14 protein-coding genes are annotated in these 19,080 nt (G+C 67.6%); 1 reads left to right on the top strand and 13 read right to left on the bottom strand.

Translation table 11 applies throughout. The features are described from left to right. Window positions 1-694 precede the first annotated feature (694 nt). The 7 genes from melA (FHG71_RS17535) to FHG71_RS17505 form a co-directional block, all read right to left on the bottom strand. Window positions 695-2,188, bottom strand: a complete 1,494-nt coding sequence (gene melA / locus FHG71_RS17535; RefSeq protein ID WP_139082998.1) for an alpha-glucosidase/alpha-galactosidase — start codon at window positions 2,186-2,188, stop codon at window positions 695-697. Beyond that, window positions 2,185-3,690 (bottom strand): tryptophan halogenase family protein, encoded by a 1,506-nt coding sequence (locus tag FHG71_RS17530; RefSeq protein ID WP_176559486.1) that lies wholly within the window; start codon window positions 3,688-3,690, stop codon window positions 2,185-2,187. Before FHG71_RS17530 ends, melA (FHG71_RS17535) begins: the two co-directional genes overlap by 4 nt. Next, window positions 3,690-5,054 carry an alpha-glucosidase/alpha-galactosidase gene (melA, locus tag FHG71_RS17525; RefSeq protein ID WP_139082996.1) on the bottom strand — a complete coding sequence of 455 codons (1,365 nt, stop codon included), beginning with the start codon at window positions 5,052-5,054 and terminating at the stop codon, window positions 3,690-3,692. Before melA (FHG71_RS17525) ends, FHG71_RS17530 begins: the two co-directional genes overlap by 1 nt. A 14-nt stretch (window positions 5,055-5,068) precedes the next feature. Then, window positions 5,069-6,697: an ABC transporter ATP-binding protein gene (locus tag FHG71_RS17520; protein WP_139082995.1), complete on the bottom strand. Its 1,629-nt coding sequence runs from the start codon at window positions 6,695-6,697 to the stop codon at window positions 5,069-5,071. A gap of 10 nt (window positions 6,698-6,707) precedes the next feature. Then, a complete protein-coding gene (locus FHG71_RS17515) occupies window positions 6,708-7,970 on the bottom strand; it encodes an ABC transporter permease (protein ID WP_176559485.1) in 1,263 nt (420 codons plus the stop codon). Continuing rightward, window positions 7,967-8,995 carry an ABC transporter permease gene (locus tag FHG71_RS17510; protein WP_139082994.1) on the bottom strand — a complete coding sequence of 343 codons (1,029 nt, stop codon included), beginning with the start codon at window positions 8,993-8,995 and terminating at the stop codon, window positions 7,967-7,969. The genes FHG71_RS17515 and FHG71_RS17510 overlap by 4 nt, the downstream gene beginning before the upstream one ends. Before the next feature lie 89 nt (window positions 8,996-9,084). Beyond that, the gene (locus FHG71_RS17505; RefSeq protein WP_139082993.1) at window positions 9,085-11,169 is read right to left on the bottom strand and encodes an ABC transporter substrate-binding protein; all 2,085 of its coding nucleotides are present in this window, start codon (window positions 11,167-11,169) and stop codon (window positions 9,085-9,087) included. Window positions 11,170-11,381: 212 nt separating this feature from the next. On the opposite strand from FHG71_RS17505, the gene FHG71_RS17500 reads away from it, so the two are divergent. Further along, entirely contained in the window at window positions 11,382-12,257 is an 876-nt protein-coding gene (locus FHG71_RS17500; protein WP_176559484.1) for a helix-turn-helix domain-containing protein, read from the top strand. Window positions 12,258-12,529: 272 nt separating this feature from the next. Here FHG71_RS17500 and FHG71_RS17495 read toward each other — a convergent pair whose 3' ends face one another. The 6 genes from FHG71_RS17495 to FHG71_RS17470 are packed head-to-tail and all read right to left on the bottom strand — an operon-like array spanning window position 12,530 to window position 19,056. Beyond that, on the bottom strand, window positions 12,530-12,967 hold the full coding sequence (locus tag FHG71_RS17495) for a GlcG/HbpS family heme-binding protein (protein ID WP_139082991.1): 438 nt from the start codon (window positions 12,965-12,967) through the stop codon (window positions 12,530-12,532). Window positions 12,968-13,025: 58 nt separating this feature from the next. Continuing rightward, complete coding sequence (locus tag FHG71_RS17490) at window positions 13,026-15,212, bottom strand: alpha-amylase family protein (RefSeq protein WP_139082990.1); 2,187 nt, start codon at window positions 15,210-15,212, stop codon at window positions 13,026-13,028. Between the two features lie 43 nt (window positions 15,213-15,255). Continuing rightward, complete coding sequence (locus FHG71_RS17485) at window positions 15,256-16,254, bottom strand: ABC transporter ATP-binding protein (RefSeq protein WP_139082989.1); 999 nt, start codon at window positions 16,252-16,254, stop codon at window positions 15,256-15,258. Beyond that, window positions 16,251-17,246, bottom strand: coding sequence for an ABC transporter ATP-binding protein (locus tag FHG71_RS17480; RefSeq protein ID WP_139082988.1), 996 nt, complete (start codon window positions 17,244-17,246; stop codon window positions 16,251-16,253). The genes FHG71_RS17485 and FHG71_RS17480 overlap by 4 nt, the downstream gene beginning before the upstream one ends. After that, window positions 17,243-18,124, bottom strand: a complete 882-nt coding sequence (locus FHG71_RS17475; RefSeq protein ID WP_139082987.1) for an ABC transporter permease — start codon at window positions 18,122-18,124, stop codon at window positions 17,243-17,245. The genes FHG71_RS17480 and FHG71_RS17475 overlap by 4 nt, the downstream gene beginning before the upstream one ends. Then, window positions 18,121-19,056 (bottom strand): ABC transporter permease, encoded by a 936-nt coding sequence (locus FHG71_RS17470; RefSeq protein ID WP_139082986.1) that lies wholly within the window; start codon window positions 19,054-19,056, stop codon window positions 18,121-18,123. The genes FHG71_RS17475 and FHG71_RS17470 overlap by 4 nt, the downstream gene beginning before the upstream one ends. Between the last annotated feature and the right edge of the window lie 24 nt (window positions 19,057-19,080).

The following is a 19,080-nucleotide window of genomic DNA, read 5'->3' as shown; positions in this document are numbered from 1 at the left end:
CGTGCTTAGGGCTATGCCTAAGCCTCCATGGTTATGCCCAGGTGTCCGGTCGAAACAGGGGCCAGTTCACCTCCCTTGCGGGTCGTCGCAGAGCCACTTTGGCACACCGATGCCGTCGGGGGGCGGTCACACCATCAACGCTCATGGCGGGCGACAGGCAGCCCGGACTGGCTTCGGTAAGTGGGGGGACAAGAGTCAACTTGCCCAGAAGAGTCCGACCTCGTCAGTACATCAGTCAAGCAGGACGGCGGAGCGGACGAGACTGGCGTCGAACCTTCTCTTGGGCGGGACTCGTTTGCACACTCACCCAACGAAGGACGAATGCGAAGCTCCACGGGCGACCGAATGTTCACGGGGCTGGCTCGCAAGCAATAGAACAGGCTGCGCTTGGTCATACACTGAGGTCACCGAGGAGCGGATGGCAGGATCCTGCGGGAGCAGAAAGCTGACATGTCGACCGCAGCGGTCTGCCGCCGCCACAGGAACAGCAGCAGGCTAGAAGCCACTCCCTCACGCCAGCTTGGCGTACGGAATGTGGAGGCGCTTATCGAGGAAGATCTGCCCAAGATGCGATCCGGCCGCTGACGGGCGCCTTCATCAAGGCCACGCCGCAACCGGTGAGATGGGTCGTTGCCTTGTCTGTCTCCTTCATGCCGAGCCGCGTCGCTCCTGGCTGGTCCGTCCGCATGCTTTCTCAGCCCATAACCTTGGTACCGAGCCCATGACCCTCGCCGGCCGCCTTCTTGTTCTTGGCATCCCGCAGCTCGTCCACCGACCGTACATCGAGCCGCGCGGCACCAGCCCACTCGCGGGTTCGAACCTTCGGGTTCTTCAGGCGCTCGCGCGCTTCGGCGATGGCGTGGACGTACTGGGGCAGCCACTTCTCCTGCGCCACCACCATCTCGTCCACCATCTGCCAGACCTCCTCGGGGTTCAGGATCGCCCCCACGAGCGGGTCATGCAGCACGGCCTGCTTGAGCAGGTCGAGGTCGCCGGTCATCGCCGCCTCCACGCTCATCCGCTGGACGCTGACCGACACGTTGCAGGTGGCGGCGCAGGCCAGCGGCAGCGTGATCCCCTCGACCATGTTGATCCCGAAGCGGTCCACGAACCCGGGCGATTCGATGATGCAGTCAGCGGGCAGGTTGGTGATCGTGCCGCCGTTCTTGACGTTGAAGTGCCCGCGATAGACGCGCCCCGTCTCCAGCGCCTCGAGGATGTGCGACGCGTGCTCGTCGGTGCGCTCGTAGTCCGACAGCGGCTTGCCCGCCTCTTCAAGAAACACCGGGAAATCCGTCTCGAACCAGTTGCGGTTCTCGGTCGTGTAGCGGAAATACCCGCCCGTCTCGCCATGGATCCAGTCGTCCATGGAGATCCACCGCGTGATCTCCTCGGGCCGCTTGCGGTACCAGGGCAGGTATTCGGACAGGTGCCCGTTCGACTCGGTCGAATAATAGCCGAAGCGCTTGAGCACATCGATCCGCACCTTCTCCTGCTCGGAGAAGACCGGATGCCGCTCGAAGGCGGCGATCATCTCGTCCTTGCCGATCCTCCGTCCCTTGTGGCGCAGGTCGACGTACCAGGTCTGGTGGTTGATGCCGGAGCAGACGATGTCCAGCTCCTCCATGGGCACGCGCAGCGCCCGCGCGATCTGCCTGTGGCCGTTCTGCACGCCGTGGCACAGGCCTACGGTCCGCACCTTGCCATGGTCGATAGCCGCCCAGGTCATCATCGCCATGGGGTTGGCGTAGTTGAGGAGCAGCGCGTCCGTCTCCGCCACCTCGCGGATATCGCGGCAGAACTCCATCATCGCCGGGATGCCGCGCTGGCCATAGAGGATGCCGCCCGCGCAGATCGTGTCGCCCACGCACTGGTCCACGCCGTACTTGAGCGGGATGCGGATGTCGTCGGCGAAGGCTTCCAGCCCCCCGATCCGCACCACGTTCATCACATAGCGCGCGCCCTCCAGCGCCGCGCGACGGTCGGTGGTGGCGGTGACCTTCGCTGGAAGCCCGTTCACCTCGACGATGCGCCGGATGATCTGCGCGATCATGTCGAGGTTGTGCGCGTTGATGTCCGTCAGAGCGAACTCCACGTCCTCGAACTCGGGCACCTTGAGCAGGTCCGAGACGAGCTTCTTCGTGAAGCCGACGCTGCCCGCGCCGATGATGCAGATCTTGAAGGTCATGCCGCCAATTCCTTGTGAAGGGACTCGAGCCAGGCGCGGTGCGGCAGGCATCTCTCGGCCGCTCGGAAATACTCCGCGACAAGGCTCGCATGGGTTTCGCGCGCCTTCTGGCGCAGCTTCGGGTCGCGGGCCATCTCGGCGCGCGCGAGGTCCTGGTTCAGGAGGCCGAGCCCGTTGAGCACGGGCACGTAAAGTTGCTCCTGCACATGGGCGAGGCCGAGCGGGAACGGCTCGAAGTCCTCGCGCGACGGGAACTTGCGCGACCACTTCTCCAGCCGCTCCGTCACCACGGGCGGATGGGAGGCGGTCACGTCCCGCCAGTAGGCCGTGTCGCGCCGCTCGCTCACATAATGGAGCCGCACGAAATCGCGGAAGTCGTCCACCTGCCGCGCGGCGGTGGCGTTGTAGCGTGCCTTGCCTCCCGGCTGACCGAGCCATTCCGTCAGGCAGATGAGCTGCCCGATGGTTCCGTGGATCGAGGTCGCCTCCAATGGCTCCAGGAACGAGGACGCGAGGCCCACGGCCACGACGTTGCCGACCCAGACATCCCGCTGCCGCCCGGGGTTGATGCGGATGTCGCCGCGTGGCTCGATGGGGTGCCCCAGCGTCCGCTCGATCTCGGCCTGCGCTTCCTCGGGGGTGATGTAGGCGTCGCAGTAGACATAGCCGCAGCCGAAGCGCCCCTGGGTGGGAATCTGCCACATCCAGCCGTGGCCCTGCGCCCAAGCCCCGGTCACGGGGTCGATCTCCTCCCCGTCCTTCAGGTCCAGCCAGAAGGGCAGCGCCCGATTGTTGGGGAGCATGTCCGAGAAGCTGATCCAGTCGAACGGCATCTCGGACACAAGCCTGCGCCGGAAGCCCGAGGCATCGATGAACAGGTCGCCCTCGATGCGCAGCCCGCCTTCCAGATGCAGGGCGACGATCCCCTCGCCGCCCTTTTCGACCCCCGTCACCTGATCGTCGATATGCCGGATGCCACGGGCCTTCTTCCGCAGCCACTGGCCCACCAGCGCCTGGTCGAAGTGGAAGGCGTGATGGAACGGCCCCGCCGGCACCCGCCTCCCGTCCACCTCCGCGAAGGGCCCGCGCCTCTTCCAGATCAGGTGCTGGAAGAGGTGCGCCTCCTGCACCGGCTTGCCTGCCGCGACCGCATAGCAGTCGAGAGGAATGCCCGGCGCCACGAGATGGGGGTCGTCGATCGGCCCGTCGTAATGGTGCCCGAGCCTCCGCCAGTCCCGGTGCCGGATGCCGAACTTGATCGTGGCCCCGGTCTCCCGAAGGAACTCCTCCTCGTCGAGCCCGAAGCGCCGCAGCATCTGGCGGAAGACGGCCGTCGAGCCCTCCCCCACCCCGATGACCCCGATCTTGGAGGACTCGATGACGGTCACGGAGGTGCCGGGGGACTTCTTACCCGCCACGTCCGACAGCATCATCGCGGCGAGCCAGCCCGCCGTGCCGCCGCCCACGACGACGATCCGTTCCGGCCAGCCCGCCGCTGCCATCACGAGGCCTTCCGGCGCGGTTCGGGCCGGGCCCATTCCGGCGTGAACTCGCCGTGCGCGTCCAGCAGGTCGTCCACCAGCGACCAGATCTGCTCGAGGTCCAGCTCCGCCCCGGTGTGCGGGTCGAGCATCGCGGCGTGATAGATGTGCTCGCGGTTCTCGGTCATGAGCGCGGCGACCGTCAGCTCCTGCACGTTGATGTTGGTGCGCTGGAGCGCGATGAGCTGGGGCGGAATGTCCTGCACCGTCGTCGGCTGAAGGCCGTTGTCGTCCACGAGAATCGGCACCTCGACCGCGCAGCCGTCGGGCAGTTGCGGGATGAAGCCGCGATTGCGGATGTTGCCGTAGATCACCGACGGCTCGCCCGTGACCACCGAGTTTACGATGGCCGAGGCATATTCGTGCGACGGCTTCACCACGATCTTCTCGGCGTCGCGATACTCCTGCGCTTGCTTGTCCCACCGCGCGATCTGCTCCACGCAGCGCTTGGGGTACTCGTCCAGCGGGATGCCGAACTTCTCGATCAGGTCGGGGCGGTCGCGCTTGATGAACCAGGGCGTGTACTCGGCGAAGTGCTCCGACGACTCGGTCACGAAGTAGCCCAGCCGCATCAGCATCTCATAGCGCACCTTGTTGGGGCAGCGCGGGTTCCACGACGAGGGCTTGGGGAAGCGGCCGTCCCGGTAGCCCTGCCGCAGCGCCGGATAAAGGTCCACGTAGGACCCGTCGGGCTGGCGGTGCTCGAAGTTCAGGTAGAACGACATGTGGTTGATGCCGCCCGCCCGGTAGCGGATCTCCTCGATCGGGATGTCGAGGTCGCGCGCCAGCTCCTCAGCCGTGCCCTGCACCGAATGGCACAGGCCCACCTGCCGGATCTCCGGGAACTTCGCCCCGATCGCCCAGGTGTTGATCGCCATGGGGTTCACGTACTGGAGCATGATGGCCCGGGGGCAGACTTCCATCATGTCCGCGCAGATCGACCACAGGTGCGGCACCGTCCGCAGCCCCCGCATGATCCCGCCCACGCCCAGCGTGTCGGCTATGGTCTGGCGCAGGCCGAACCGCTTGGGCACCTCGAAGTCCGTCACCGTCGCGGGCTCGTAGCCGCCGATCTGGAAGCTGACGACCACGAAGTCCGCGCCCTCCAGCGCACGGCGCTGGTCGGTGTAGGTCTCGACCCTGGCCCGCCCGCCCAGGGTCTGCGCGAGCTTGCCCACGACGACCTCGGACTCCTCCAGCCGCCTGGGGTTGATGTCCATCAGGCGGATCGTGGCGCCCTTCAGCGCCTCTCGATGCAGGAGGTCGCCCGCGATGTTCTTGGTGAAGACGGTGCTACCCGCCCCGATGAAGGTGATGACGGTCATGGAAATCCTCGCAATCAGGCCGCGATCTCGAACGCCGCGCGCACGAGCCGCTTGGTGTAGTCGGTCTTGGGGTCGACCAGGACCTGGTCCACAGGCCCCTCCTCGACGATCTTGCCGTGCTGCATCACCATCACGCGGTGGCACAGCGCCCGCACGACCTTGAGATCGTGCGAGATGAACAGGTAGCTCAGCCCCTTCTCGCGCTGGAGCTTGCGCAGGAGCTCGATGATCTGCGCCTGCACCGACAGGTCGAGCGCCGAGGTGGGCTCGTCGAGCAGGATGAACTCGGGCTCGAGCGCGATGGCCCGCGCGATGGCGATCCGCTGCCGCTGCCCGCCCGAGAACTCGTGCGGAAAGCGGTGGCTGATGGTGTCGGGCAGCCCGGCGTCGCGGAGCGCCTGCTGCACCCGTTCGAACCGCTCCCGCGAGGTCCGGCCGATGCCGTTCACCACCAACCCTTCCTCAATGATCTGGCGAACCGACAGGCGCGGGTTCATGGACGCGAAGGGGTCCTGGAACACGATCTGCATCCGGGACCGGTAAGGCCGCATCGCCTTGCGGTCCTTGTCCTCGATCCGGTCGCCTGCGAAGGTGATCCGCCCGCCGTCGTTCCTGATGAGCCGGATCAGGGCCTGCCCGAAGGTGGTCTTGCCGCTCCCCGACTCGCCCACAAGGCCCAGCGTCTCGCCCCGCTTCAGGTCCAGCGACAGGTCGTCCACCGCGACGAGCGGATGATAGCTGCCCTTGAAGAAGCCCCCGCGGCGCAGCATGAAGGCGACCCGCACCCTCTCGCCCTTCAGCACCGTCTCGGGGTGGACCTGCGCGGGGTCGGCCTGCCCTCGGGGCTCCGATGCTAGGAGGCGCCGGGTGTAGGGGTGCTCGGGCGCGGTGAAGATCTGCTCGGTCGGACCGGATTCGCGGATCTCGCCGTGCTGCATCACATGCACATGGTCCGCAAACTGCCGCACCACCGTCAGGTCGTGGGTGATGAGGATGACCCCCATCCCGTACTTCGTCTTCAGGTCGTCGATCAGGTGTAGGATCTGCGCCTGCACCGTGACGTCGAGCGCCGTCGTGGGCTCATCGGCGATCAGCACATCGGGCCGGTTGGCCAGCGCCATTGCGATCATCACGCGCTGCCGCTGCCCGCCCGAAAGCTGGTGCGGATACTGGTTCACCCGCGCCGCCGGATCGGGGATCTGCACTTCTTCCAAAAGCTCGATGGCCCGCGCCCAGGCGGCCCTGCGGGTCATCCTCTGGTGCAGGATCAGCCCTTCGCTGATCTGCGCCCCGATCGTGTAGACCGGGTTCAGCGAGGACATCGGCTCTTGGAAGATCATGGAGATGCGGTTGCCCCGCAGCCGCCGCATCTCGCGATCCGACAGATGCGCCATGTCCTTTCCGGCATACAGGATGCGCGTCCGGTCGGACACGGTCGCCCGCTTGCTGAGGAGCCGCATGACGGCCCGCGCCGTCACCGACTTGCCCGACCCGGATTCGCCCACCAGCGCGGTGGTCTTGCCGGGCCAGACGGCGAAGGACACGTCGCGCACGGCCTCCACGGTGCCGCCCTCGACCTTGAAGGTGACGGCGACGTTGCGGGCGTCGATCAGGGGGCCTTGGATAGGGGTCATCTCGGTCATGGGTCCGGCCTCAGTAGGGGTCGATGGCATCGCGAAGGCCGTCGCCCAGGGCGTTGAAGGCGAAGACGGTGAGGAGCACGAAGCCCACGGGGCTCAGGATCCAGGGATAGGAACCGATCACGGAAAAGGTCCCCGCGTCCTGGAGCATGAGCCCCCAGGAGATCAGCGGCGGCTTCACCGCGAAGCCCAGGAAGCCCAGGAAGGATTCGAGGAGCACGATGGTGGGGATCCCCAGCGTGATCGAGACGATGATGTGGCTCATCACGTTGGGCAGGATGTGCCGGGTGATGATCCGCCCGTCCGAGGCCCCCACCGCCAGCGCCGCCCGGACATAGTCCACCTGTCGCAGCGCCATGGTCTTGGACCGCACCTCGCGCGAGAGTTGCGCCCAGCCCAGCGCCACGATCACCACGACGACGAAGGTCAGGAAGACCCCCGACGGCGCCGTGACCGGGATCAGCGTGGCGAGCGTGAGGTAGAGAGGCAGTTGCGGGAAGGCGAGGATGATCTCCACGAACCGTTGAAACCACGCGTCGAAGCGCCCGCCGATATAGCCCGAGGCGATCCCCGCCAGCGTGCCGATGATGGTGATGAGCGCGATCGAGACCAGGGCCAGCGTCAGCGAGATCCGGCTCCCCACCACCCCGCGCGAGAAGATGTCGCGCCCCAGCGTGTCGGTGCCTAGCAGATGGAAGGGCGAGCCGTCCGCGACCCCGAAGAGGTGCCGGCTCATGCGGATGCCCAGGAAGCTGTACTCCCAGCCCGGCGCGAAGAGCACGATGGGCCGCGGGTTCTCGAAATCCGGCCCCACGATGGGCTGGAAGGTGACGGGATCGAACTCGTCCGTCTCCACGACGGGGAAGACGACCGGCAGGAACCGCCAGCCCGCCTCGGGCCCGTCGCCCGGGACGTACCACGAGACCTTGTCCGGCGGGGCGAAGGACACGTTGCGCGCCTTCGGGTCCACCGGGCTCACGAAGTCGGCAAAGATCGCCACGAGGATGAGGAGCGTCACGAGGACGAGCCCCAGCATCCCCGGCACGGACCTCCGGAGCCGGCGCCAGACCAGGGCGCCATAGCTCTGGCTGCGGGTCGAGACGGTCGAGGCGCGGCTGTCCAGGACCTCCGGCCCGAGGTCGCCGGCCGGCGCCTCCACGGCGGCCGTGCCGGGTCCGGCGGCGGGCAGCAGCGTGGCGCGGGGGTCGCGCGGGGCCGTGGGGTCGGCGGCGCCGGCGCGGCGCGGCGGCAGGCTGGAACCTGTAGCGTCGGTCATGCCGTGGCTCCCACTCGGATGCGCGGATCGAGCAGCGCGAGCGCCAGGTCCGCGATGATGTTGCCGATGATGAGCGTCGCCCCCAGCACGAGGAGCAGCGTCGCCGTGACGTACACGTCCCCGATGCCCATGGAGCCCACGATGGCTGGCCCCACGGTGGCGAGGGAGAAGACGATGGCCACCTCGATCTCGCCGGTCAGCATGTAGGGCAGCACGACGCCCTGGTAGGCCACGAGGGGGTGGAGCGCGTTCGGGACGGCGTGGCGCATGATGACGCGCCCTTCGCTCAGGCCCTTGGCGCGGGCCGTTTCCACGTATTGCGCGTTCAGCGTGTCGAGCAGGTTCGCCCGCATCACCCGCATGTTGTAGGCCAGCCCCCCCAGGGTCGCGATGAAGACCACCGGCCAGACGTGCTGGATCAGGTTCCAAAGCTTGGCCCAGTTGAAGTCGAAGGGCCCGAGCCAGTAGGGCTGCCCGCCGTAGCGGCTCGAATAGAAGCTGCCCAGCTCCTGCACGTTCAGCCGGAAGGCCAGCACGTAGAGGATGATGAGCGCGAGCAGGAAGCGCGGGATCGTCATGCCCAGGAAGGCCAGGAACGACAGGGCCGTGTCCACCCAGGAATACTGCCGCGTCGCGGCCAGGATGCCGAAGCCGATGCCCAGGAGGCTCGCGAGGAAGTGGCAGACCAGCGCCAGCATGATCGTGCGCGGCAGCCTCTCGGCCACCACGTCCGCCACGGGCTTGTTGTAGAAGTAGGAGAAGCCGAAGTCGCCTCGGGTGACGATCCCGGTGATCCAGCGGACGTACTGGAGGGCCAGCGGGTCGTTGAGGCCGTGCCGCTCGCGGTACTCCTCGGCGGCGGCCTCGGCGGCGGCCACCGAGGCGCCCCCCTGCGAGATCATGTTGGACTTGATGAAGTCGCCGAAGTCACCCGGCGGCGCCTGGATGATCGCGAAGGTGATCACGCTCATGACGAAGAGGACGGGGATGGCCTGGAGCAGGCGGAAGGAAAGGAATCGGAGCATGGGGCCTGTCCTTCAGGAGCGGCCGGGGGCGGAGGCATCCTCCGCCGGCGGGTGGGGATGGGGGCGGCCCGAGAGCCGCTCGCCGGAGATCACGAGGCGGTCGCCGGCCCCGCGCTGCCGGGCGCGCCGGGCAGCGTGTCGGGGTGCAGTTCGTGGTCCTGCTGCCGGTCCTCGGGGACGAAGACCCGCTCGCGCATGATGTTGTCCTCGGCCCAGTTGAACTGGAAGATCGGCGCCCCGGGCGGGATGTTGGCGAAGCGCTTGTTGACGACCAGCGCGCCCGGGTAGTTCACCAGCCCGACGCCATAAAGGTTCTCGGTGTAGAGCCGCTGGTACTGCTTCATCAGCTCGGTCCGCTCGGCGGGATCGCGGCTCGCGATGAAGCGGTTCACGACGTCCACCATCTCCTGCTCCCACGGCAGAAGGTCGAGCTCGCCCGCCTCGTTCGCGCGGTGGTTCCACGAGGTCGTGGGCCCCGTCGGCGCGAGCTGGGTGGTGTTCTGCACGACCGTGATGATCTCGGTCGGGTTGCGGAACACCTGCCAGTCCCAGGTCCCCGCGTCGCGCGTGGCGTCGCGGTCGTTGCCCGAAAGCTGGTTCAACGCGACCTGGATGCCGGCCTCCTCGAGCATGGCCACCACGCCCGACGCAAGGTTCTTGTCGGTCTCGTAGTCGCCGTTCACGAGCAGGGTGATCTGCACGTCGGCGCCGCCCAGCACCTCGGCCGGGTGGTTCAGGAAGCCGTTCCCGTCGGTGTCGGTCAGGCCCGCCGCCTCGAAATGCGCCTTCGCGCTCTCGAGGGAGTAGGGGTAGAAGACCGTCGACGCCTCGTCATAGTAGGCCGTCCCTGGATAGAGGCCGCCCGCGTACTGCGCGATGAAGGGCCCCTTCACGAGGCTTTCGCCCAGCCGCTGCCGGTCGATGGCCTGGGTCACGCCCATGCGGAAGTGCTCGTTCCGGTTCAGATCGCGGATGGCCTGGGCGCGCGCGTCGGGCGCGCCCCAGCCGTTGCCCGAAAGGTTCGGATAAAGCGAGTAGCCGATGATACGCGGCCCGAACTCCAGCCGCGCGGGCGCCTCGGGATCGGCCGAGCGCCGCAGCGACTCGACGAAGTTCTCGGCCTGCTCGAGGTTCGAGAAGTCGCCCGTCCCCGCCACCGCCTGCACGTCGCGGTCCGCCCAGGTGCTCAGGCGGTAGTGCATCTCGTCGAGGTAGGGCAGCTGGTTCCCCTCGGAGTCCACCTTCCAGTAGTAGGGGTTGCGCCGCATCACCACGATGTCGTCGGGCCGGTACTCCACCGGCACCCAGGCCCCCATCACCGGGAAATTCATGTAGTCGGGCGGGAAGGCGTTGCGGAACGCCTCATAGGACTGGCCGCCATGGGCCGGGTGCTGGGGCTTGAGGACATGGCTCGGCCCCGGGCAGAAGGTCCCATAGGCCATCGCGTAAAGCACCTGCTCCGGGAAGGCCGTCGCGAAGTTGAACCGGAACTGGTAGGGCCCCAGCACCTCGAGCGTCGTGCCCACGCCGAAGGTCTCGGGGCTCGCGCCGTTGAGCGGCGTCACCTCGGGGTCCACGACCGCGTCGTTCCAGTAGAACTCGATGTCCTCGGTATCGAAGGGGTCGCCGTCGGACCACTTCGCGCCCTCGATCAGGTTGACCGTGAGGGACATCCCGTCCTCGGACCATTCCCAGGACCGCGCGAGGTTCGGCAGCGGCTGCAGGTCCTCCGGGTTCACCTGGAACAGCGGGCCGGTCCGGGTCAGGCATTCGTAAAGGCCGATGTCGATGCCGCCCCAGCCCTGGCTCTGGCCGCCGACGTAGTTCCAACCTTCGGGGCGGCCGCCGATCACATGGCGCATCACGTCGCCATAGACGCCGATCCCGTCGGGCATGTTGCCCGCCTCGTAGACCAGCGGCTCGGCCGGCAGGCGCTCGGCGACGGGGGGCAGCTTGCCCGCCTCGACGAAGGCCGTCACGAACTCCGGCTCATGATATTCGGGCAGGGCGCGGTAGGTGTAGATCTCGTCGCGATTGACGAAGACGGGCTCGCCCTGCGCGGCGAACTCGGGCGGCGCGGGCGGCGTCGTGGGTTCGACGACCTGCGCCCAAAGGGCCACGGGCGCAACACCCATCAGCAGCGCAGCCGTCATGGCGCGCGATTGCGGTCTCATCGGTCTATGTCCTCCCCTCGGACCCGGTGCGGGCCCGGCCTGGCTGTTCCCGGATGGCAAGGACCGGCGCGCTTGCCGGCGCCTCACCTCCCGTCCGGGCCGTTCTCCGCGTCCCTTTGTCAGGGCTTCGCGATAAGGGAAGGATGGACCTCGGGCCTGCTTCGGAGCAATACCGGAAAGGTCATTTTCTAGTCCGGAATCCCAAGGTCCTTATGCCCGCCCCCACGCCCCGGCCCGAACGCCGCTTTTACGCCGAGGACCGCGCAATCGGCCGATTCGGGATGCGCCTCTTCGAGCCGCGCCTGATGCCGACCCCCCATTGGCACGGGCACGTCGAGGGCAACGTGCTGACGGGCGGCTCGATGACCTACCGGGTCGAGGACCAGGAGATCGAGATTCCGCCCGGCCGCCTCGTTCTCTTCTGGGCCAACATCCCCCACCAGCTCGTCCGGCTCTCTCCCACCGGCGAGGAGCCGCTCCGCCTCGCCAACATCTATCTACCGCTCGACGTGTTCCTGTTCATGCCGCACATCGCCCGGCTCCAGGTGGTGCTGCTGTCGGGCGGCATGGTCATTCTCGACCCCGACCTCCTGCCTGCGGGCCAGGTGGAGGCCTGGTATCGCGACTACCGCTCCGGCCAGCCCGAGCGGCGCGAGATCCTTTACATGGAGCTAAACGCCCTTCTGCGCCGTTCCCTGCTCCAGCCGCTCGACACGCTGCGCGTGCCCATGGGCAACCCGGAGGGGGCCGAGCATCCCCAGCGCACGCGCGTGGCCCATGTGGTGACGATGCTCCGCTTCATCCTGGAGAACCTGGCCCAGCCCATGACCAACGCCGACGTGGCGCGCGTCACCGGCCTGCACGAGACCTACGCGCTCTCGCTCTTCACCCAGGTGGTCCGGATGCCGATGCGGCGCTTCATCATTCGGATGCGCCTGCTGCGCGCCAGGGCGCTCCTTCTCGAGAGCAACGCCACCGTGGCCTCGGTGGCGGCTCAGGCGGGCTTTCCCTCGCTCAGCCAGTTCTACGACCACTTCGTCCGTGCCTACGGTGTGACACCTCAGGCCTTGCGCCACAACCGGAGCTGATCACCCAGACGCCGGGCCGTTCAGGTCGATGCCGCCGTCGGATAGCTGTCCAGGACGGCAAGCGCGATCGGTCTGGCTGCGCTGGCGAAGGCGATGACGCCGCCGAGCCGAAAGGTCGGCTTGGTTGTCAGGGCGAAAGTACCGAAAGGCGCCGCGATGGGTCATGCCGGTTAGGGTCGCTGGCCCTGCCCTCGCTCAGGCCGCATCGCTCTGACAGCACAGGGTGCAAGAAGCAAGTCTGGCCCCGTCCTCACGCGAACTTACGTGTCAGGTCATGCGGCGCCATCGGAACGCTGTCCCAAGAAGAAGTCGATCCCAGTCTGCGCCACGTCGCGATCCTGCGCCGGCGTGCCAGAGGAGACGCCAATACCTCCGACCACGACACCGTCGACAGTCACAGGAAGACCACCGCCTATGACCATCAGCCGCCCCCCGATGGCACTGGCGATGCCATAAGCCGGAGCGCCCGGCTGGCTCGCCTCGCCATACTCGTGCGTGGCCTTGCGCGCTGCGCTGGCCGTGAAGGCCTTGTCGATGGCGATGGTGATGGAGGTCACCTTGCCGCCGTCCATCCGTTCGAAGGCGACGAGCTGGCCGCTTTCATCGGTGACTGCGATGCACATGGGAACGCCGATCGTTGCAGCGCGCGCCGCTGCACCTTCAATCAGATGTCGCGCATCCGCGACATCGAGCCGGGTCACTGTCATCATCGTCGATTCTCTCTCTTGCTGTCGAAGCACCAGACCTTGAGAGCCTGGTCCGAACACGTCACCGGGCGTCCATGACGACCACCTCGTGGCCGACGACCCGATCGATCGAGATGGTCAGGTTCGTGCCATCCACAGCGAGCGACGGCTGGCCTTGGGAGACACGCAGTCGCACGCCGGAGCCGGTCAGACGGCTTGCATCGATCTTGACCTCGACGGGCCCGATGGGGATCACGTGATCCTGTCGGCCAGGAACAGGGGCCGTGACGATGCGGCTCGTCAGATGCACGATCCAGCGCCCCTCCTGAGCATAGGCCGTGGCCGCAACCAGGCCGCCGGGCGCGCTGACCTCCACTGGAGGACTCCCGTGAAGGGCCCAACGTACGGCGTTGGACAGGACCTGGGCATGCTCGAACGCGCCCTCACGGGCATAGCAGCGGTCCAAGTCGGCCAGGATGAACGCAAGGCGCGAGCCGTTTGGACCTTCGCGAACGGTGATGGCCGGGATCTCCGTCCGCCGCGTCCGCATCCATGACGTCTCGGGTGGGTAGATCGGGAACTCGGGGATGAAGGTGGCCAAGACCGAGGTGTCCGGCCCAGCGCGCATGGAAGGGAGAAGGCCGCCGAACGGCAGCGTGTCGGTGTCGTCCAAGCCGTCCAGGATGGGATGACGCGGAAGGACCTCGGAAGGCGCTTCCTCGTCCCGGGGACCATAGACGTCGTGGCGCCGCTCGGGGGCCAAGCGCAGGTAGGAGTGGCGCAACGGGATCTCGATGCTGGGGTCCGGCGTGGTATCGGCCCCCAGAGCCTCGCCGTCGGGCACGAGGCCGAAGAGGTCGGACAGGGCGGGTATCTGGCGCCACTGGCCCTGGCCATCCCTCCTGCCGGTCTCGCCGGTGGCGATCAGCGATCCTCCGGCTGCGACGTAATCCCTGAGCGCCGCCTCCGTCTCCCGGTCAATCACCACGAGGTTGGGCAGGACGAGGACGTCGAACCGTCCCTTCGCCCGGGCGATGTCCTTCGCTTCGACCGGCAGCCAGTCGAGCCCGGCGCGTGACAGCGCCCGCACCATCCCGCGATAGGGATCGAGGGTGCGCTGCTCCGGGCGGTCGCGGCCATGCAGGTCGTGGTTGGCCTGGCTCCAGACGACGCCGATCCGGGCCAGCGGCGTCCGGTTCACGAGAATGTCCCGGTTCGCCTCGTGCCAGCGGAAGATCGGCTCGGCCGTCCGGTACTGCCGGCGGTCCTCGTGCGCGGCGCCGATGTGGTGCCACCAGGGCTGGATGCCGCCGGCGAAGGCCGCCTGGGTCCAGAGCTGCACCTCTGCCGCCGGCATCGAGGACAGCCGGAAGGCCGGAGAGCCGAGCTGGTACTGCGGCGTGCTTTCAGGGATGAGCTTGTCCCATCCCAAGAGTTCGTGGAGCCGCTTGCCGGCCTCGGTGTTCTGCTCGAAGCCGTCCTCGGGCGTCCGCCGCTGGTGGTCCAGCATCACGATCTCGGAGCGGGCCAGGATCTCCCTCAGGTCGATGAACCGGTTGCAGTTGTTGAGGACCTCGCCCGAGAGCATCCCCATCCAGCGGCAGTCCGGCCCGCCCGCCTCCATCGTGACGGCGTTGTTGAAGTCCCAGAGCTCGGTCCGCCTGCGGTAGTTCCAGGCCACCCAGGCGCGGTACGCCTCGTCGTCCCAGTCCTCGCGTTGGGGGAGGTCATGGCCCTCGGCCGCGAAGCGCTGGCGGCAGTTGAGGCAGTGGCAGATCTTGGTCCGGGGCAGCCCGGCCCAAGAGTTGTCGGCAAATCCATCCGGGCTGGAACGCGCGATGATCTCGCGCATCACCTGGGGCAGGTGATCGGAGTAGTAGGGCGAGTTGATGCAGGTGACGAACTTGTCGGCCTGCATATAGGGCTGCCCTTCCGCGTCGACGCAGATCCAGTCGGGATGCGCCTCATAGAGCTCCCGGACGACCCGGTTGGAATCCATCCGCGCGATGACGGCCAGGTTCTCCTCGCGGGCGGCGGCCACAATCTCCCCATAAAGGTCGCGCCCGTCGAGGGTTTCGGCCTGATGATGGAACGGGATCTCGCTCGGGTAGTAGGCGACGATGCCGCCCGCGTTGGCGATGACGCCCTGGATGCGGGTGCGACGCCAGTGCTCCCGCCAGAAAGCGCCGTCGTACCGGGTCGGGTCGATCTCGGTCAGGTTGGTCTGGGCCCAGCGCAGCGTCGTGCGATACCAGGGAGCATGGTCCATGGGAAATTCCTTGTGGGTAAGATCGGGCCTGCGTCGGCGGCGCTCAGGCCGCGTCGCCGAGGGGGATCGGGTTCGGTCGCGCGAAGTGGCAGGCGGCCAGCTGGCCGGGAGCGACCTGCGCGAGGGGCGGCCGGTCCCGGCGGCAGATCTCCTGCGCGATGGGGCACCGGGTATGGAACGAGCATCCGGGCGGGATGTTCGACGGGCTCGGGACGTCGCCCTTCAGGATGATGCGGCGCGAGACCGTGTCGACCTCCGGCTCGGGAGCCGCCGACAATAGAGCCTGCGTGTAGGGGTGCTGGGGCGCGTCGTAGATCTGGCGCTTGGGGCCGACCTCCACGATCCGTCCCAGGTACATGACCGCGACGCGGTCGGCGATGTGGCGCACGACGGCCAGGTCATGGGCGATGAACAGGTAGGAAAAGCCCGCGTCGCGTTGCAGGTCCTGCATCAGGTTGATGATCTGCGCCTGGATCGAGACGTCCAGCGCCGAGACGGGCTCGTCCGCGACGATGAACGACGGGTTCACGGCGATCGCGCGGGCGATGCCGACCCGCTGCCGCTGCCCCCCCGAGAACTGCCGGGGCAGACGATCCATGTAGGCGGGCGGCAGGCCCACCTGATCGAGAAGCTGGGCCACCCGGTCACGGCGGGCCTGCCGTCCGCGGGCCAGCCCGAAGATCTCGAGCGGTTCCCCGATGATCTGCCCGATGGTGCGCCGGGGCGAGAGAGAGCCGAAGGGGTCTTGGAAGATGATCTGCATGCGCTGGCGCATCATGCGCATCTCGGCCGAGGACAGCCGGGTCACGTCCTGCCCATCGAACCGGATCGTGCCATCCGTCGGATCGATCAGCCGCAGGAGCAGGCGCCCCAGCGTGCTCTTGCCGCAGCCGGACTCGCCCACGAGAGCCAGGGTCTCGCCGGCCTCCACGTCGAAGGTGACGCCGTCCACGGCTCGCACCTGATCGGAAGCGCCCCTGAACCAGCCGCCGGTGGCGCCGAAGGTCTTGCCGAGGTTCTCGGCCCGGATCAGCGCCGTCATGCCGCGGCTCCCGCCTGGGCGACGCCTTCGGCGGCCGCGGTGACCCAGCAGGCGGCCGATTGCGACGAACCGAAACGGAACATGGGAGGCATCTCCTCGGCACAGCGGGACACGGAAAGCTCGCAGCGGTCGCGGAACGGACAGCCCTGACGGACCGATCCGGCGGGCGGCACGGACCCTGGGATCTGGTAAAGGCGCTCGGCCTCGTGGTTGCGCCGCGGGACGCTGCGGAGGAGCCCCCGGGTGTACGGATGCTGCGGGCGCGTCAGGATGGTGCGGATGTCCGCTTCCTCCACGACCCGGCCGGCGTACATGACGATCACCCGCTCGCACACGTCCGCGATGACGCCCAGGTCGTGCGAAATCAGCAGGATCGCCATGCCGAGCTCGCGGCGGACCTTCTTCATCAGGTCAAGGACCTGCGCCTGGATGGTCACGTCGAGGGCGGTCGTGGGCTCGTCGGCGATCAGGAGCTTGGGCGCGCAGGCCACGGCCATCGCGATCATGACGCGCTGCCGCATGCCGCCCGAGAACTGGTGCGGATAGGCCCCCAGCCGGCCCTCGGCGTTCGGGATGCCGACGAGGTGCAGCATCTCGATGGTGCGGTCGCGCCGGGCGGTGCGGTCGCGCCACCCATGCAGCAGCAGCGCCTCGCCGATCTGGTCGCCGATGGTCATCAGCGGGTTCAGCGAGGACATGGGCTCTTGGAAGATCATCGCGATGTCGCGGCCGCGGATTTCCGGCAGGGCGGACGCGGGAAGGTCCAGAAGGTTGCGCCCTTCGAGCTCGATGCGTCCCTGGACCACGCGCCCGCCGATCAGCCGCATGATCGCCAGCGAGGTGACGGACTTCCCGGACCCGCTCTCCCCGACGAGGCCCACGCTTTCGCCCTTGGCGACCGAGAAGCCCACCCCCTCGACGACCCGGATCGGCTTCTTCGGGGGGCCGAACTCGATGGTGACATCGGTCAGCCGCAGAAGATCTTGGCTCATCTCGACGCCTCCGGGTCCAGGGCATCGCGGACCGCGTCCCCGATGAGGTTGAAGGCCAGCACCACCAGCGTGATGAGGGTGCCCGCGCCGATGATCGGCCAAGGCGAGCCGAACAAGTTGTTCAGCCCATCGCGGATGATGTTGCCCCAGGACGGGTTCGGTGGCTGGGTCCCGATCCCGAGGAAGCTCAGCGAGGCTTCGAGGCGGATTGCCGAGGCGATCCAGAGGGTGGTCAAGACCACGATCGGCGCGGCGATGTTGGGCACCACATGGCGCAGGATGATCATGGGCGTCCGAAGCCCGACGGCCACCGCCGCCTCGATGTAGGGCTCCTGCTTGACGGCGAGGGTCGAGGCGCGGGCCACGCGCGCGAACCCAGGCGTGAAGGCCACCGTCAGGACCGCCACGACGTTCCAGAAGCCACCCCCCAGGACCGCGGCGATGAGGATCGCCAGCAGCAGCTCGGGAAAGGCCAGGAGGAGGTCGATGACCCGGCTGATGATGCGGTCGGCAATGCCGCCGAAGTAGCCGGCGATCACGCCCAAGGAGGTTCCGAGGATCGCAGCGAGAACCGGAGAGACGAACCCGAAGATGAGCGAGTTGCGGGAACCATAGATAAGGCGCGAGAGCACGTCGCGCCCGAACTGGTCGGTGCCCACGGGATGGACCGCCGAGGGCGGTTTGTTGACGTCGAGGATGCTCTGGGCCAGCGGATCGTGCGGAGCGATCCATGGGGCCAGCACAGCCACGAGGACGAACAGGATCACGATGATGAGCGCGAATATGGTCGCCGGTCGATCGAGGATGACGCGGCGAAGCGTCGTGAACGCCGAGGGCTGCGGTCGCAGCTGAAGCGCGGGATCGATGGAAGCAGTCATGACACGCGGATCCGGGGATCGACCAGGACGTAGACGAGGTCCATGGCGAGGTTGATGGCGACCACGAAGAGGGCGAAGACCACGATGCCCCCCTGGATGACGGCATAGTCGCGCTCGGCGATGGCGGAGATCAGGAGCTTGCCCAGGCCGGGCCGATTGAAGACGAGCTCGATGGCCACCGACCCCGACAGGGCGGTGAGCGTGGTGAGGCCCAGGCCCGTCGTCAGCGGCAGCAGCGCGTTCCGGAGCCCGTGGCGGTAGATCACCCGGGGCTCGCGCGCGCCCTTGGCCCGGGCGGTGCGGATGTAGTCCCGCCCCATCACCTCGAGCAGGGCGGTCCGCGTGAGGCGGCCGAGGAAGGCCGCCTTGATGAAGGCCAGGGTCAGGGCCGGCAGGAAGACGTGATGCATTCGGTCGAGGAACCCCTCCCCTCCCCCGTTGATGGGGAACCAGCCGAGGTTCAGCGAGAAGACGATCAGAAGCAGGGCCCCCAGGTAGAAGTCGGGCACGGCATAGCCGATGAGCGAGAAGCCTCGCATCGCGGAGTCGGGCGCCCGGTTCGGGTTCGTCGCCGCCCAGACCCCGAACGGGACGCCGATGACGACGCCCAGAAGGACGGACGCGATGGTCAGCTCGATCGTGTAGGGAAGGTTGTAGGCGATGAGTCCGAGGACGTCCCGACCGTTCATCATCGACACGCCGAAGTCGAGCGTGAGCGAGCTGACGACGAAGGTCAGGTACTGCTGCCACAGCGGCGCGTTGAGACCCATCTTCTCCCGGAAGGCCTCGCGCTGCTCCGGCGTGGCGAAGTCGCCCAGCGCGGCGACGGCGGGATCCCCGGGCAGGATCCGCATCGCGACGAACACCAGGGTCAGGACGAGCAGGACGGTCGGTATCGCGTCGAGGAGTCTGACGACGATGTAGCGGGTCATGGCTGCATCTCCCGTTGCATGACG

Origin of the sequence: Rubellimicrobium roseum (genome assembly GCF_006152145.1) — a bacterium.
Taxonomy (GTDB): Bacteria; Pseudomonadota; Alphaproteobacteria; order Rhodobacterales; family Rhodobacteraceae; genus Rubellimicrobium; species Rubellimicrobium roseum.
Note: the sequence above shows the minus strand (reverse complement) of the source record. Positions and strands in the feature narration are given on the sequence as shown.